The organism is Methylobacterium sp. 285MFTsu5.1 (assembly GCF_000383455.1).
GTDB lineage: Bacteria > Pseudomonadota > Alphaproteobacteria > Rhizobiales > Beijerinckiaceae > Methylobacterium.
Window position 1 is genome coordinate 14331 of the sequence record NZ_KB911311.1, and the last position, 14731, is coordinate 29061.

Sequence of the window (14731 nt, forward strand, 5' to 3'; positions counted from 1 at the left end):
CACGCCGGGCGCAAGTTCTCTCGCGCTCGCCCTCAGAGACGTGAGAACCAGTCCTCAAGTTCGATATTGAGGGGGAGGAGGATGCGAACGACGCAGTTGTACCAAGCCGTCGTCAGGACCAGTTCTAGTCGCTCCTGCTCGTCCAGGAACCCGCACAATTCGGCCCAGAGGCCGTCATCGACACGGCCGGTCCGCGTCACGTCGCGAGCGAAGCGCATGACGGCGCGTTCGGAAGCGGTGAACCGGTCATCCGTCTCGAACTGCGCAAGCTGCTCCAGCTTGGCTTGGGACAGCCCGGCCTTCACCGCCGAGTTCCAGTGATGCGCGACCTCGTAGTCAGCCCGCGTCTCAAGCCCGACCGTCAGGACGGCTAGTTCGCGAAGTTGCCGGTCGAGCAGAGTGCTCTGGCGCAGCGACATCGCCATCGCGAGAACCCCGTCACACAGCGCAGGCGCGTTGGCGACGGCGAGAAAGACGTTCTCGACCGGCTTTCCCCGCAGCGCTTCCAGGCGGTCGAACAATCCCTGGTGATCTGGTCCGACGCTGGCCCGGCTCGCGTTCCCAATCCTCGGCACTTCGAGCTCCCAATCAGGGCGTTTGCGCGGAGTGGCGGACCGTGAAGGTAGAAGCCGTCAGCCCAGCGTCAGCGTCGTATAGCGCGCCGGGTTGCATCGATATAATGATATCGATGCATTCAATTGATCGATGCCGTCGATCGAACGGGCAGACCGATGGAACTCCGTCACCTGCGTTACTTCGTGGCTCTGGCTGAGCACCTGAGCTTCACCCGGGCCGCGCGGCAGACGCACATCACCCAATCGACCCTGTCTCACCAGATCCGGCAACTGGAGGATCAGGTCGGGCAACGCCTGTTCGACCGCGTCGGCAAGCGCGTGTTCCTCACTGAAGCCGGGCAGAACCTGCTGCCCCGTGTCCTACGGGCCCTCGGCGAACTGGACGAGGGCCTTCGGGCGCTGTCCCCCCAGGATCAGGTCCTGACCGGTTGGCTTAGGATCGCCGCGACGCACACCTTTAACGTCAATCTCGTCCCCGCCTGCCTGACCGAGTTCCTCACCCGCAATCCTTCGATGCGCGTCGTCGTGGAGGAACTCGCCGCTAGCGTGATCGAGGAGCGGCTCCTGGCCGGTGCCCTCGATCTCGGTATCTCCTACAGGCCGGACCACCAGCAGGATCTCGCCTTCGAACCCCTCTATGACGAGCCTCTGGATCTCGTGCTTTCGCCTGAACACCGGTGGGCAGCCCGGAAATGGGTCCGCATGGCGGAACTCCACCATCAGCCGGTCGTGTTGCTCTCACCGGAATTCACCACCCGCAGGCTGCTGGATGACTGCTTCCGGCAATGCGGCGCCGTCCCGCACCTCGTCGCAGAGATGAACACGATCGGTCCCATCCTCGGCCTCGTTCGGCGTATGAACATCGTCGCGATCCTGTCGAGACAGGCCGTCCCAGAGGATGGGACGCTTTTGTCGGTTCCTCTCGAAACTCCCACGCCCATGCGGAGCCCTGGCGTGCTATTGCGCCGGAACGAGGTCCTGCCTCCGCACGTCGCATCCTTCCTGCACACGCTCCGACGAGCCTGCGATAAGACTTCTCATTCGACGCGTCGGTTGTAGCGGGGATGTCGTCGCGGGAGCTCGCCAGTGTGTCCACGACCGCTACGGCGAACGAGCCCGAATTGGAGTCAGATATGGCAGCCAAGCAGGTCACCCTCACCTTCGACAACGGCCCCACACCACATGTGACGGATCAGATCCTGGGGATCCTAGACCGGGCCGGAATCAAGACCACCTTCTTCGTGATCGGGCAGAGGCTCGACGACCCCGCTGCAGCCGATCTCATGCGGGCTGCTCATACAGCGGGGCATTGGATCGGAAATCACACCTTTACGCATTCGGTGGCACTCGGGGACCGGACGGACCGGGACTATGCGCTCCGAGAGATCGAGGAGACGCAGCAAAGGATCGGTTCGCTGACGCGACCGGAGAAGCTCTTCCGCCCCTACGGGAACGACGGACTGATCGGCCGGCATCTGTTGAGTCGGGCGGCGCTCGATCACCTCCTCGCCGAACGCTACACGACGATCACCTGGAACAGCGTCCCCGGTGACTGGAAGGACGCGGACGGCTGGGTCGAGACCGCGATGGCCCAGGTGCGGGAGCAGGACTGGAGTGTCATGGTCATTCATGACATCGAGGCTGGATGCCTCGTCCGGTTGCCTGAGCTGCTTCAACGTCTGACAGATCTTGGAGCGACCTTCGAGCAGGCGATTCCGAGGTCGGTGATTTTGACCGAAGCGGGACGGACTGTGTCGATGTCTCCGGACTTCATGGCCGATTGATCGGCACACCCTCGCAGGGCGTGCGACAGATCTGCCGGCATCATCGATCGATGGCATCGATTGAAACGACGAAAATATATCATCGCAACACTGCAAAATGGCCTGCTATGCTTCGTAGCGAGATTTGGCTCGGTCGGGACGACGCGAATTATTCGAACAGGATCGCGCCGCGGAAGCCAAGCTCGCGATGGGGGATTTGGAATGGCCGATGCGTCCAAGACGCGCGTTGCTATCGAGCAAGCGTCTGAGAACGAACGAGCCAGGATCTATCGGAAGATCAGCCTCCGGCTGATCCCGATGATTTTCCTATGCTATGTCCTGAACTACATCGACCGTGTAAACGTCAGCTTCGCCAAGTTGACGTTCCAGAGTGACATCGGCCTGTCGGACGCGAGTTACGGCTTCGGCGTCGGCATCTTCTACGTCGGGTACATCCTCTTCGAGGTGCCGAGCAATCTTCTCCTTGGCCGCATTGGCGCGCGGAAGACGCTGACACGTATCATGTGTCTGTGGGGCCTCGTGTCCTGCTCGATGGCGTTTGTGACGAGCCCGGCGACCTTCTACCTGGCCAGGATCCTACTCGGTGCGGCCGAAGCTGGCTTCTTCCCGGGCATCGTCCTCTACCTCACCTTCTGGTTCCCCCATCGCCTGCGCGGGCGGGTGATGTCGCTGTTCGTCCTCGCCATTGCGGTGTCGGGCATCGTAGGCGGACCAGCCTCCGGTTGGATCATCCAGCACCTCGCTGGCGCGGCCGGCTTCAAGGGCTGGCAATGGCTGTTTCTCGTAGAGGGGGCGCTGCCGGTACTCGTCGGAGTCGGCGCGTTCTTTGTGCTGAGTGACCGACCCGCGGATGCCGCCTGGCTGACGCCACGGGAGAAGGCGATCGTGGCGGCCGATCTCTCATCCGGGACCTTCGAACAGGGACACGCGCCAGCGAGGGCCTTCCTGTCGGCCCTGCGAAATCCGAAGCTGTGGATCGCGACCTTCGGATATTTCTCCATCACCTGGGCGGGGACCGTTCTGAACTTCTGGGCGCCGACGATTATCCAGCGATCGGGCGTAGCCGACGTGTTCAGCGTCGGGCTCTTGTCGGCGATCCCCTATTCCGTGGGTGCCGTCGGCATGCTCCTGCTGTGCCGTAGTTCGGACCGGCGGCTCGAGCGGCGGTGGCATTTCGCCCTATCCGCCTTCCTGGCCGCGACGGCCGCCCTCGCCATCTCCCTCGTCGCGCAGAACGTTGCGGCGGCCATCGCCTGCCTGGCCCTGCTCGCCATCGGCTATCTGTCGGCGACCGCCCTGTTCTGGACCATACCGGTGCGCTTCCTGACCGAAGCCGAAGCCGTGGGAAGTCTCGCCTTCATCAGCAGCATGGGGCAGGTCGGAAGCCTGGCGGCGCCAATCGCGTTCGGATTTTTCACGAGCCTGACGGGCGGTCTCGCCGTCTCGACGGGTCTCGTCGCTTTCGTCCTTGCCACCGGCGGAATGGCTATTCTCTCCCTCCGCAACCCGCGTTTGGTTGAAAGACCTCTGTCATCAAAGCCAATAAACACGGGCTGCGACTTCGGCACGCGGTCGTGACATCGCTCCTGTCGCTAGTGTTCAATTCCACAGCGGGCATGCTCTGAAGCGGATCGGCCGCTTACGGCCAGACTACGTCTCGCCGGATCGTCGGGGCGCGTAGGACCGACCGTTTCGCTTCGCGCTCAACCCGGCCATTCGGGGTACACCGCCGTGTTCTCCGAAGCGGACGCTCCGGCAGCGCCACGCGTAAGACGGTGGATCGCGCGCACCTGCTCTCGATTGTCGAGAAGATCCAGGCCAGGAATGCCGCCCCGCTGATCCGCGCTGAGGCCGTCGCGGCGGATGCGTCTTCATTCGGGCCTGCCTGAACAAGGTGGAGAATCAACCCGAACGCGCCCGCGCCGAGGCGTTCTGGGACAGCGTCATGCAGGAAGTCGCCCAACATCGGCTACGGTATCGCCTTCGGGCGCGCGATAGTCGCTCTCCCGAGGAGCGACCTGGCGCAGGTCAGCCCATCGCATTGCGGAGTTCGCCTACGTGGATGTCGTCGAGATCCATCGCTCGCCGTGGCGGACCATCGGCCTCTTCCTGGCCTCCGTCGGTTTCGCGGCCTTCGCCGGCTGGCTGATCTATGCGCACCCGACAATCGGGCGCACGGCCGTGACGCCCGGAAGCTTCGCCGAGTTCGAGGCCTATGCCGGCGTCGCGTTCTTCGGCCTCTGCACGGTGCTGATCTTCCCCAAGCTGTTCCAGTCGAAACCGGTGGTGTCCGTCGGGCCGCGTGGGATCTACGATCGCAGGCTGTCGACCGACTGGATCCCCTGGGAGACGATCCGCAGCGTGACCCCGATGCAAATCCAGCGGCAGCGCATGCTGGTGCTGGAGATCGACCCGACGGCCGACGCGCATCTGTCCTGGACGAAGGGGGCGCGCCGCAGGGCCAAACTGAATCGGGTCTTCGGGCGGTCCGGTTACTGGATGACGGCGGCCGATCTGCGCGGCGGCTTCCCGGCATTGGCCGAGGCGGTGTCCGCGGCCCGGCGCAACGCGTAGCCTGGGGTCCGCCGGCTATTCCATCGCCGCCCGGTCGCTCATCCGGGAACTGACCCGGTGATCGCGGCTCTCCAGCCCGGCTGTCGACGAAATCACGACGTCGGACAGGCCGAGCCACGAGGCCATCAATCGCAACTCCGCGAGTATCCGCTCCATCGTAGCCGCCGGCGCACCCGGCTCTTGATGCGCGCGTAGGACGATCAGCGCCCCGGCCCGTCGATCCGCCTTCAGGTCGACCCTGGCTACCAGCGCGCCGTCCATGAGGAACGGCAGCACGTAGTAGCCGTGCTCGCGCTTGTGGGCGGGCGTGTAGATCTCGAGGCGGTACCGGAATCCGAAGAGGCGCTCCGTCCGTGGCCGGTGCCAGACGAGCGGGTCGAACGGCGACAAGAGGGCCGCGCCGCGGTGACGGCGGCCGGGCCGGGCATCCCTGTGCAGGTACGCCTGCTGCTGCCATCCGCGGACGGTCACGGGAATGAGCACGCCCTCCTCGACGAGCTGCTCGATGGGCAGGCGCGCCTCGGTCGGCGAAAGGCGGTAGTAGTCGCGCAGGTCGTTCGCGGTCGCCACGCCGAGCGCCTCCGCGGATCGCGCGACGAGTTCGCGCCGGGCGTCCACCGGAGCCGGGGTCGGTCGGGCGAGGACGGAGCGGGGCAGCACCCGTTCGGGCAGGTCGTACACGCGCTCGAAGCTGCCCCTCCGATGCGTCGACGCCACGAGTCCTGCCCAAAAGAGCCATTCGAGCGCGTGCTTGGCATCGCTCCAGACCCACATGCCCTTGGACGCCTTCGGGCCCGAGACGTCGGAGGCAGCCAGCGGGCCCTCCTGCCCGATCCGGGCGAGCATGGCGTCCGCCTCCGCGCGCCGCTCGCCCGCGAACGCCTTGAGCTGGTTCCATACGCCGTGGCCCTGGCGGGCGCGGTCCATGCGCCAGCGCAGCAGAGGCTGGAGATCGATCGGCAGGAGGGACGCCTCGTGACCCCAGTACTCGAAGAAGCGCTTCGAGCCTGCGACAGCCAGGGCGTCGAGGGCGCCGCGGTCGTAGGGCCCCAGGCGCGAGAACAGCGGCATGTAGTGGGCGCGGACGAGGACGTTCACGCTGTCGATCTGGAGCAGGCCCAGGCGGCCTATCTGCCGACGCATCCGCGAGACGGCGATCCCGTCCGACAGCGGGCGCATGCCGAGGCCCTGGGCGGTCAGCGCGATGCGGCGCGCTTCGGTAATCGACAGTTCCAGCTTCGATCCAGCCATGGGATGGGCGGGGAGGCGGGCGTCACGATCCTACGGCCGCAGGTGCTGACCTTCGGAGGATACCCTCCACCGTCATCTGCTCAGCGGATCGTGTGGCTGGCGGCCTCGACGGTGGCTGGCCGGGACGGCTTGTTGAACACCGTCTGGCAGCCCGGACTCAGGCGCGCCCTGTTCCGGACCATGCAGGCCGTGATCCGGTCACGGTCCGGGATCTCGCTCAGGCAGAGCTTGAATGCGTCTCCTCGGCACAGGCGCGCCGCCTCGGCATCGTCGGCCCTGGCGGGCGTGCCGACGAAGGGCGTCGATGCGACGACGACGGCGGACAGACAGACGATTGCTTTCATGGTGCCGAGGTGCCCGATCTGGATCCTTCCGAAGGGCGGGCGTCCGATGGGCCAAGTGGCATCTGCGCTCGCCGATCCCACAACAGGATCCGGAACCTCGGGTTCCGCCCGGGGATGCCGCCCCATGCGCCCGGCACAGGCGCACCATTCGTGGGCAGGGCCAGCGGCCCGGTCTACCGGTCGCAGCGGCCGTCGATCCGGTCCTGAAGACCAGTCGCGACATAGACGAAGGCGCCGAGCAGGGCGACGGCCGTGGGCGTCGCAAACAGGAGCCACGTGTAGTCGTGCGGGCTCATCGCAGCTCCTTCGCACCCAGGGGGAGGGGCGTGCCCGCCCATGGATGGACCCGAACGGCGGGAAGCGATAGCCGGCCGGGCCTCAGGCTCGGCTTCCCGGCTACCTCGTGGCGCAGCGCTTCAGGGTGAACGGCTCGCCGGCCTTGAAGCCGCGTGCGATCGACGCGATCATCGTGTCGCCGGCGACCGAGAGCGTCCATCGCGCCTTCCTGGCCGAAGGACCGCCGCCGCAGACCTCGTCGAGCTTCCATCCGAAGCTGCCGGCCGTACCGCTCCCAAGAAAAAACGCCCCCGACGTTTCTGACGAGTGCGCGAGGTGCGTTGAGGACGACCCATGCGTCAGGTCACTGGTATAATGCATGCCAGAGCGAGAGGTGCAACTCCCGAGTCCCGGCCACCTAGCTTGCGATCCGCGCTGGGACCACAACGGCTGCCTCGATCCAGTTTGCAGTCGGGATGGCGTACAACGCTCGGCCGACGACACGCGAGAGTGCATGACATCGCTGCTGCAGATCTCATCGACCGACACCAGTCCGATACTGGCCCTCAACAACGCGCACGCGGCCGAGCTCTCCCTGCTCGACGAGGAAGGTCTCTCCGAGCTCGTGGCGGGGAGCTTCCACGTACGCCGGATTGGCCGCAATGACGCTTTCCTTATCGCCCTCGATGAGCGGCATCCGACCTATGCGAGCCCGAACTATCTATGGTTCCGCAGTCGCTACCCGCGCTTCGTGTACGTCGACCGGGTCGTGGTCGCCGGCATTGCCCGCGGCCTCGGCCATGCGCGGCGGCTCTACGAGGATCTCTTCCGGAAGGCCCGCGAGGCCGGTCACGACCTGATCGTGTGCGAAGTCAACTCGATGCCGCCCAACCCGAGCTCGGACGCCTTCCACGCCCGGCTCGGCTTCGAGGAGGTCGGCGCAGCCACCATTCACGGCGGGGCCAAGACCGTCCGCTATCTCGCTCTTCGCCTGCCCGGCCCACGCTGACCTTGCACGAGCCGACGGCAAGTCCATACAGACAGGCCAGTCAGATTCGTCGACGCCCGCGCTTGCCGGCTGCCTCCAGAGGCCGCGCGGCACGCTCGAAGCCGGCCCAGGGATCCTTGCCGAGCGCCGCCAAGCGACCGGGCAGGGTGGCGACGTCGAAGCGCGATCCGGAACCGAGGAACGGGAGTTCGTCCCAGCCGACCGGCACCGAGACCGGCGCTCTCGCGCGGGCGCGGGTCGAGAAGGTCGCGACCGCGGTCGCACCACGCTGGTTGCGCAGATAGTCGATATAGATGCGGCCGTCCCTGGACTTCTTGGACACGGTCGCGACGTAGCGGTCGGGCGCGTTCTTGGCCATCTCGGAGGCGAGCCCCTTCGAGAACGCCTTGGCCTCATCCCACCCAGCCTTCGGTTCGACCGGGACGACAACGTGCAGTCCCTTACCTCCGGTCGTCTTGACGAAGGCGCCGAACCCCGAGATCCGCAGACGCTCGCGGACCTCGAGCGCGCCGGCGACGAGGTCGGTCCAGGCCACCCCGTCCCCGGGATCCAGATCGAAGACCAAGCGGTCCGGCCGATCCGGGTCCGCGGCCGTCGCGCCCCAGGGATGGATCTCCAGGACGCTCGCCTGGACCAGGGCGCGCAGGCCATCCGGGTCGCCGATCACGACCGCCTTCCCGGTCCCGCCTTCGAGGACGCGGAGAAGGCGTTCGTCGATCCCGGACCAGCCGTGCTTCTGGTAGAAGCACGAGCCGAGGCCAGCCGGGCACCGGACGAGCGACAGAGGCCGGTCGATCACGTGCGGCAGGATGCGCTCGGCGATCTCGGCGTAGTACTCCGCCAGCCCCTCCTTCGTCAGGCCGACGTCGGGCCAGAGCACGCGATCTGGATGCGTGAGCGTCACGGTCGACTCCGCGGTTCTCCGCTTCGGCGCCCGTGAGCGCGCCGGCGCCGCCTTCCGCGCGACCCCGTCGGGCGCCACGCCGGTCCGGATGGTCTTGAACGACGCATGGCGCAGTTGACCGTCGGCGGTCCATCCGCGGAACGTCACCTCGCAGACGAGACGAGGCTCCACCCATCGTGCATTGCGGCGCGCCAGGGGCGGAAGCTCGGCGTTGAACGGCGGTGCCGGGATCCGCAGGGACTCCAGCTGCGCCCAGAGCTCCCGCGCGACCGCATCGCCGAACCCTGTGCCCACCCGACCGACGTGGACGAGGGTGCCGTCCTGATGCGTGCCCAGGATCAACGAGCCGATGGATCGGGAGGACGTGCCGGAGGGCATGAAGCCCGCGACGACGAACTCCTGGGACTGGGTGCACTTGACCTTGCGCCAGAGGTCGCTGCGGCCGGAGCGGTAGGGCGCGTCCGCCCGCTTCGCGACGATGCCTTCGAGCCCGAGTCGGCAGGCGTGTCGGGCCATGGTCGCGCCGTCGTCGACGAGATGCTCGCTGAACCGGATCCGGCCGGCGGATCCCGTATCGTCCAGGCTCTGCAGCAGCAGAGCCTTGCGATCGGTCAGGGGGAGGGCGCGGATGTCCTTGCCGTCGATGTAGAGCAGGTCGAAGGCGTAGAAGAGCGCCGCGCCCGTGTCGCCGTCGGCGAGGGCCTGCTGAAGCGACGCGAAGCTCGAGATGCCGCTCGCGTTCTCGACGACGATCTCGCCGTCGATCAGGGCGGAGGGCAGCTTCAGCTTCTGGAGGGCCTTCGCGATCGGCGCGAACTTCGACGTCCAGTCGAGGCCGGAGCGCGTCGACAGCTTCACGGTGCCGCCGTCGATGCGCGCCTGCATGCGGTAGCCGTCGTGCTTGATCTCGTACAGCCATCCCTCTCCGGTCGGCGCCGCGTCGACGAGGGTCGCCAAGGCCGGCTCGACGAAGGGCGGCAGCACGGCCTTCCGAGCGCGCGGGGACCGGGCCGAGGCGGTCTTCGTCACGCGCGCCGAAGCGACCTTCGCGCGTGCCGCGTGGTCGGGTCTGACCTCGCCGCCGGCAGCGAGCTCGCGGTTGGTCCGGCCCGACAGGACCGACGCGTCTTGCTCGCCGAGGATGTCGCCCTCGCGGCGCGCGTGCTCGTCCTCGGCCTTCATCAGCAGCCAGGGCTGCTTCTTCTCGCCGCCGCGGCCCTTCATGCGCACGAGATGCCAACGGCCGCCGAGCCGCTCGCCCCGCAGAACGAATTCGAGGTGGCCCTTCTCGAGACCGGCGGCCGGATCGCCGACCGGCTCCCAGGATCCGATGTCCCAGACGATCATGGTTCCGCCGCCGTACTGGCCCTTGGGGATCGCCCCTTCCCAACGCAGGTAGTCGAGAGGATGGTCCTCGGTCCGAACTGCGAGCCGCTTCTCGGCCGGCGACAAGCTCGGCCCGCGGGTGACGGCCCAGCTCTTGAGCACTCCGTCCATCTCGAGCCGCAGGTCGTAGTGCAGGCGTCGGGCGTCGTGCTTCTGGACGACGAACCGTGCCTTGGCGGTCTTCCGCCCACGGCGTCCCCGCGGCTCGGACGAGGCCTCGAAATCCCGCTTCTCGCGGTACGGCTTGAGGAGCTCGGACATGTCTTTCGGCAAACCGCCGCGGTCGATCGCCGGTTCCGGGATGCCGCTTCGACTGCGGGGACAGGCAAGATCTCGCAAGTTATCCACAGGGCTGGCCGTGCAGGAACGAGTCGAGAGCGACTCTCGTTGAGTCGCCGAATTCGTGGTCGGCACCGCATCGACTCATCGCCGGCGACGAATACTTGTACGAATTCTGGAGGCTGCGGTGGCATCTCGCGCCAATTGGAAGGGGCATCTGCGTCTTTCGCTCGTCTCCTGCTCAGTCGGACTGTATCCGGCGATCAGTTCGTCGCGGGACCTGAAGTGCCACACGATCAACCGTGAGACCGGCAACCGCGTGAAGCAGCTGCTGGTCGACTCGCTGACCGGGGAGAGTGTCGACCGCGATGACCAAGTGAAGGGCTGCGAGGCCGCCAAGGACGACCTCGTCCCCGTCGAGGACGAGGAGCTCAGCGAGATCGCGCTGGAAAGCACGCATACGATCAACATCGAGGCGTTCTGCAAGCGCGAGGAGGTCGACGAGCGCTACCTCTACAAGCCCTACTACCTCGCGGCCGAGGACAAGGTCTCGCGCGAGGCGTTCGCCGTCATCCGGGATGCGATGAGGAAGAAGGGGATGGCGGGCCTGGGCCGGATCGTCATCTACAAGCGGGAGCGCATCGTCCTGATCGAGCCCTATGGCAAAGGCCTGCTGGCGACCCTGCTGCGGTACCAGGACGAGATCCGGTCGCCCACCGCCTACTTCGAGGACATGCCGGACGGCAATCCGACCGACGAGATGCGGTCCCTGGCTGAGGAGCTGATCGCCCGGTCGACGAGGAAGTTCGATCCGTCGAAGTTCGAGGACCGCTACGAGGAAGCGCTGATCGCGCTGGTCAAGGGCAAGGCGAAGAAGCCCGAGAAGGGCAAGGGTCGATCGAAGGTGGCGGCACCGAGCTCCAGCAACGTCGTGAACCTGATGGAGGCCCTCAGGCGCAGCATCGACTCCGAGAAGGGTGGATCCTCCGCTCAGCCGGCCGCTGCCCGGAAGAAGGCGGGTTCGAAGCGGTCGCGGCTAAATTCGAACCGCGGCGCGGGCAAGGCGACGTCCTCGAAGTCGCGGAAGGCCGCGTGATGGCCGCTCGTCCGCTCCGGCCTCCGGCCCTGGCCCTCTCCCGTAGCGCCGCACGGCGGCGACGGGCGTGCCGAATGCTCGAGAGACTCGGCTACGACCCGCTCGGGTTCTCCTCCAACAAGGATGCGGAGGCGTGGTTGGAGGAGGACACGCCGGAAGCCGCGATCGTGGACGATCCCTGCGACAGAGAACTGGAAGGCCTGTTCAGCGTCCTCAAGGCGCGGAACGTCGATCTGATCGCCCTGGATGGCCCGCCGCCGCAGCCTTCCAGGGCGTGAGGCTGGAAACTCCGGTCACGACATGGCGACATGACCGAGCCGGGTCTTGGCGAACTGAGGCTGACCGAAGCGGGCCTTCGGTATCAGGTAGTTGACGAGAGCGGCGACGAGATCACAAGGGACGAGTTCCTTGTGCTTCTCGAGTATGAATTCGGCATAGTTTGCGTTGCCGGACACGCCGCAGGCGAGGCAATATCGAACCACGGCCTCGGTCGAGCGTCCTTGAAGCGATAGATACGTGTCGATATTCTTCACGAACACGGTATCCGCAAACACCGTCCGACCTCTGGCCATGTGATCCCTGTGCCGGGTCGCGTACCGCCAATTCTCATTGGTCAGATGCAGCACCTCGAAATCTTGTCCGCGCATGTAGGCGACGGTCTCGTCGAAGTGCGGCTCCCCCTCGTAGGCCGGCATGAAACGGAGCTCGGCCTGTACGACGGCGGCCCCGGCGATGTGCTGCCGGGCGTCGCGCAGGACCAAGCCGTCTATGCCCTCCAGATCGCTCTTGAAATAGTCGAGACCTGAGACCCCGATTTCATCGAGGGCATCCGACATGCGCTTGGCTTTGACCTTGTGAACCGCTTTGACCCGTGCCAGATCCCGGAGGCCGAACGCCTCGAGGATCTCCTGCTTGTCCTCCAGCAGTGAGGACGCGTAGATGAAGTGCTTCTCGCGGAATTCATAGTCTCCCGCGGTAGGAGCGATGACACAGTTGATAGGCGAGTACCGACCGAACTTCGATCTGTTGGAGCCTACAGACAGAGCGTCGAGCGATATGAAGTGGATCGCGCTAGCGATCTCGGATGGGACGCGCACGATCGCCTCGCCCGAAGATCCGAAATCCGCCATGTTGAGAAAACCGTCGAGGCACGCCGTTATTGTCCGCGCATCCTTCTTGGCGTCATCACTTATCGCTTCGACACGATCGGCGAATTCCTCGACGGAAAAGCTCCGCAGAAGGGCCGAGCACGTGCCGAGGAGGTCGCTGTCGAATGGATTCTCTAGGACTATTGCCGAGATGTAGTTGACCGCGTTCGGCAGGTCGCCTTGTTGGAAGCTGACGACCGAAAGTCCGATCAAGGCTCGAGGGTTTTTGTCTTCTACCTTGAGTATCGCCTCCAGAAGATTTCTGGCTTCTTGGTGCCGTCCCGCTTGGATATCGGCGTTGGCTCGATCGAGAGCTTCATCGACGGACATCTCGGCCATTCTATTGCGCCCACGCTGGAGATTGCAGGTGGCTTATGCAAGCGCGCGAAGGGTCCTTGGCGCAGCCTGGCAAGACACCGCGACAGTGACCTGAGGCATGGTCCGCCACATCTGTCTTAAGGGTTAACGCTTGCCTATGCCGGTTGGCCGCTCGAGCCGCCGGGATGGAACCGGAGGCTCTCGGTCAAGGCCGGGACATCTGCTTATGAGTGACGCGTTTCGCTCCGTTCCTTTCCGATCCGGATCGATTGAAGGCCGTCCGCATCTCTGGTCGGCCTTTTCCGAAGCGATTGTTCCGCTTTCGGCCAGCATCTGCCACCACGACGCGCCCATCTGAACGTCCAAAATGGGTGGCTTCAAGATGGTCCGCTTCGGGGATGCAAACCGGCGGAAGCGGACACCCTGAAACTGCTATCGGGACGCTAGACCTGCTGCATCCCGCCGTCGACGCACAGTTCGGCCCCCGCGACGAAGCTCGCCTCGTCGCTCAGTAGGAACAGCGTGGCCGCTGCCACCTCCTCGGGCCGCGCCATGCGGCCGAGCGGGATCGGCGCGATGAGTGCGGCCCGCCCGTCCTCAGATACGCTCGCCATCATGGCGGTATCGGTCGGACCGGGGGCCACCACGTTCACGCGGATGCCGTGTGGGGCCAGTTCCGCCGTCCATGTGCGCGCGTAGGAGCGCAGCGCTGCCTTCGTCGCGGCGTAGGTCCCGTAGGGCGTCACGCCCATGACGTCGGCAATCGACCCCATCAGCACGACGGCCCCACCCCGCCCCATTGCGCCCAGAGCCGCTTGCAACCCGAAGACAGCCCCACGGACGTTGACCGCAAAGTGCCGGTCGAAATGCTCGGGCGTCCCGTCGCGCAGGGTCGCGGGTTCCGAGATGCCCGCGTTGAGGACCAGCGCGTCGATCCGGCCATGCATCTCCCGCACCGTCGCCACGACGCGGTGCAGATCCTCCTGTTGGGCTGCGTCCGCGACGAGGCCCTGCGCACCGCGCCCGATCCTCGCAGCGGCTGCGTCGACCTCGTCGGCGCGCCGCCCGGTGAAGACGACCGACGCGCCTTCGACCGCCAGCCGCTCGGCGACCGCAAGGCCGATGCCTTTCGCCCCGCCGATCACCAGCGCAACCTTGTCTTGCATGCGAGCCATCGGGGCATCCCTTCATCTGCGATGGCGCAGCAGATACACAGCGTGTATCTGCTATCAAGAACGCACTTAAGGTAGCCTAGATATGGCCGACGATACCGACTTCGATGCCGCGTCCGCTTGCGCGCTCGCCAACATGGCGCAGGTCCGCCCGGTGCTGGACAAGATCGCCGACAAGTGGACGATCCTGATCCTCACGGTGCTTTGCCCGCGGCCTTCACGGTTCAACGCGATCAAGCGGCGGCTCGACGGCATCACGCACAAGGCGCTGGCGGACGCGCTGAAGCGGCTGGAGCGCAATGGTTTGGTGACCCGGACGGTGCTGCCGACCGCACCTATCGGCGTCGAGTATGCGATCACCCCGCTCGGCCATTCACTACGCGAGCCCTTTGAGGCGCTCTGCGCGTGGGCACTCAACAACGGTGCGGCGATTGATGCGGCCAACCGCGAACATGACAGCATCAAAATGAAGCCGTGAAAACGCGTCCGCTTTCGGATCGCCGGATGCCGGGACCGAACATCTAGGAGCCTGTCCGAGTAATTCCCTCGACGGCGGATCGGGAGGATGATTCACTCGGCTCATGGCCAAGGTGTTTCGCGCGTGGGACGTCGATC

At 65.8% G+C, this 14731-nt stretch carries 15 protein-coding genes; 8 read left to right on the plus strand and 7 right to left on the minus strand.

The features are described 5' to 3' along the window. Nucleotides 1–32: 32 nt before the first annotated feature. A complete protein-coding gene (locus H288_RS33155) occupies nt 33–521 on the minus strand; it encodes a carboxymuconolactone decarboxylase family protein (RefSeq protein ID WP_020096256.1) in 489 nt (162 codons plus the stop codon). Between the two features lie 177 nt (nt 522–698). On the opposite strand from H288_RS33155, the gene H288_RS0129930 reads away from it, so the two are divergent. The 4 genes from H288_RS0129930 (at nt 699) to H288_RS0129945 (ending at nt 4933) form a co-directional block, all read left to right on the plus strand. Continuing rightward, nucleotides 699–1634 (plus strand): LysR substrate-binding domain-containing protein, encoded by a 936-nt coding sequence (locus H288_RS0129930; RefSeq protein WP_128083379.1) that lies wholly within the window; start codon nt 699–701, stop codon nt 1632–1634. A gap of 74 nt (nt 1635–1708) precedes the next feature. Next, nucleotides 1709–2359, plus strand: a complete 651-nt coding sequence (locus H288_RS33160; RefSeq protein ID WP_029359437.1) for a polysaccharide deacetylase family protein — start codon at nt 1709–1711, stop codon at nt 2357–2359. A gap of 201 nt (nt 2360–2560) precedes the next feature. Then, a complete protein-coding gene (locus tag H288_RS0129940) occupies nt 2561–3937 on the plus strand; it encodes an MFS transporter (protein ID WP_020096259.1) in 1377 nt (458 codons plus the stop codon). A gap of 480 nt (nt 3938–4417) precedes the next feature. Beyond that, nucleotides 4418–4933 (plus strand): STM3941 family protein, encoded by a 516-nt coding sequence (locus H288_RS0129945; RefSeq protein ID WP_020096260.1) that lies wholly within the window; start codon nt 4418–4420, stop codon nt 4931–4933. A 15-nt stretch (nt 4934–4948) separates the two neighbouring features. Here the strand turns inward: H288_RS0129945 and H288_RS0129950 are convergent, their stop codons facing one another. The 3 genes from H288_RS0129950 to H288_RS36360 all read right to left on the minus strand — a co-directional run bounded on the left by H288_RS0129950 (nt 4949) and on the right by H288_RS36360 (nt 6824). Next, entirely contained in the window at nt 4949–6184 is a 1236-nt protein-coding gene (locus tag H288_RS0129950) for a crosslink repair DNA glycosylase YcaQ family protein (protein ID WP_020096261.1), read from the minus strand. An 80-nt stretch (nt 6185–6264) separates the two neighbouring features. Next, nucleotides 6265–6528, minus strand: coding sequence for a hypothetical protein (locus H288_RS33165; protein ID WP_020096262.1), 264 nt, complete (start codon nt 6526–6528; stop codon nt 6265–6267). A 173-nt stretch (nt 6529–6701) separates the two neighbouring features. Next, nucleotides 6702–6824, minus strand: coding sequence for a hypothetical protein (locus H288_RS36360; RefSeq protein ID WP_020096263.1), 123 nt, complete (start codon nt 6822–6824; stop codon nt 6702–6704). 494 nt (nt 6825–7318) lie between these two features. Between H288_RS36360 and H288_RS0129970 the strand changes: the two genes are divergently transcribed. Then, nucleotides 7319–7813 carry a GNAT family N-acetyltransferase gene (locus H288_RS0129970; protein ID WP_020096265.1) on the plus strand — a complete coding sequence of 165 codons (495 nt, stop codon included), beginning with the start codon at nt 7319–7321 and terminating at the stop codon, nt 7811–7813. A 40-nt stretch (nt 7814–7853) separates the two neighbouring features. Here the strand turns inward: H288_RS0129970 and ligD are convergent, their stop codons facing one another. Beyond that, nucleotides 7854–10364 (minus strand): DNA ligase D, encoded by a 2511-nt coding sequence (ligD, locus tag H288_RS0129975; RefSeq protein WP_020096266.1) that lies wholly within the window; start codon nt 10362–10364, stop codon nt 7854–7856. A gap of 142 nt (nt 10365–10506) precedes the next feature. Here ligD and H288_RS0129980 point away from each other — a divergent pair, with 142 nt between their 5' ends. Then, complete coding sequence (locus tag H288_RS0129980) at nt 10507–11478, plus strand: Ku protein (RefSeq protein WP_245274586.1); 972 nt, start codon at nt 10507–10509, stop codon at nt 11476–11478. Between the two features lie 74 nt (nt 11479–11552). Beyond that, nucleotides 11553–11756, plus strand: a complete 204-nt coding sequence (locus H288_RS0129985) for a hypothetical protein (protein ID WP_020096268.1) — start codon at nt 11553–11555, stop codon at nt 11754–11756. 15 nt (nt 11757–11771) lie between these two features. On the opposite strand, the gene H288_RS0129990 is transcribed toward H288_RS0129985, so the two are convergent. Continuing rightward, on the minus strand, nt 11772–12965 hold the full coding sequence (locus H288_RS0129990) for a tetratricopeptide repeat protein (RefSeq protein ID WP_081636586.1): 1194 nt from the start codon (nt 12963–12965) through the stop codon (nt 11772–11774). Between the two features lie 422 nt (nt 12966–13387). Further along, entirely contained in the window at nt 13388–14119 is a 732-nt protein-coding gene (locus H288_RS0129995; RefSeq protein ID WP_020096270.1) for an SDR family oxidoreductase, read from the minus strand. Between the two features lie 82 nt (nt 14120–14201). On the opposite strand from H288_RS0129995, the gene H288_RS0130000 reads away from it, so the two are divergent. Then, nucleotides 14202–14594, plus strand: a complete 393-nt coding sequence (locus H288_RS0130000; RefSeq protein WP_020096271.1) for a helix-turn-helix domain-containing protein — start codon at nt 14202–14204, stop codon at nt 14592–14594. Nucleotides 14595–14731 lie beyond the last annotated feature (137 nt).

Coding starts and splice junctions, on each gene's coding strand:
- H288_RS33160 (WP_029359437.1), top strand. CDS start 1,709: ATGGCAGCCAAGCAGGTCACCCTCACCTTCGACAACGGCCCCACACCA.
- H288_RS0129940 (WP_020096259.1), top strand. CDS start 2,561: ATGGCCGATGCGTCCAAGACGCGCGTTGCTATCGAGCAAGCGTCTGAG.
- H288_RS0129950 (WP_020096261.1), bottom strand. CDS start 6,184: ATGGCTGGATCGAAGCTGGAACTGTCGATTACCGAAGCGCGCCGCATC.
- H288_RS33165 (WP_020096262.1), bottom strand. CDS start 6,528: ATGAAAGCAATCGTCTGTCTGTCCGCCGTCGTCGTCGCATCGACGCCC.
- H288_RS36360 (WP_020096263.1), bottom strand. CDS start 6,824: ATGAGCCCGCACGACTACACGTGGCTCCTGTTTGCGACGCCCACGGCC.
- H288_RS0129970 (WP_020096265.1), top strand. CDS start 7,319: ATGACATCGCTGCTGCAGATCTCATCGACCGACACCAGTCCGATACTG.
- ligD (WP_020096266.1), bottom strand. CDS start 10,364: ATGTCCGAGCTCCTCAAGCCGTACCGCGAGAAGCGGGATTTCGAGGCC.
- H288_RS0129985 (WP_020096268.1), top strand. CDS start 11,553: ATGCTCGAGAGACTCGGCTACGACCCGCTCGGGTTCTCCTCCAACAAG.
- H288_RS0129990 (WP_081636586.1), bottom strand. CDS start 12,965: ATGGCCGAGATGTCCGTCGATGAAGCTCTCGATCGAGCCAACGCCGAT.
- H288_RS0129995 (WP_020096270.1), bottom strand. CDS start 14,119: ATGGCTCGCATGCAAGACAAGGTTGCGCTGGTGATCGGCGGGGCGAAA.
- H288_RS0130000 (WP_020096271.1), top strand. CDS start 14,202: ATGGCCGACGATACCGACTTCGATGCCGCGTCCGCTTGCGCGCTCGCC.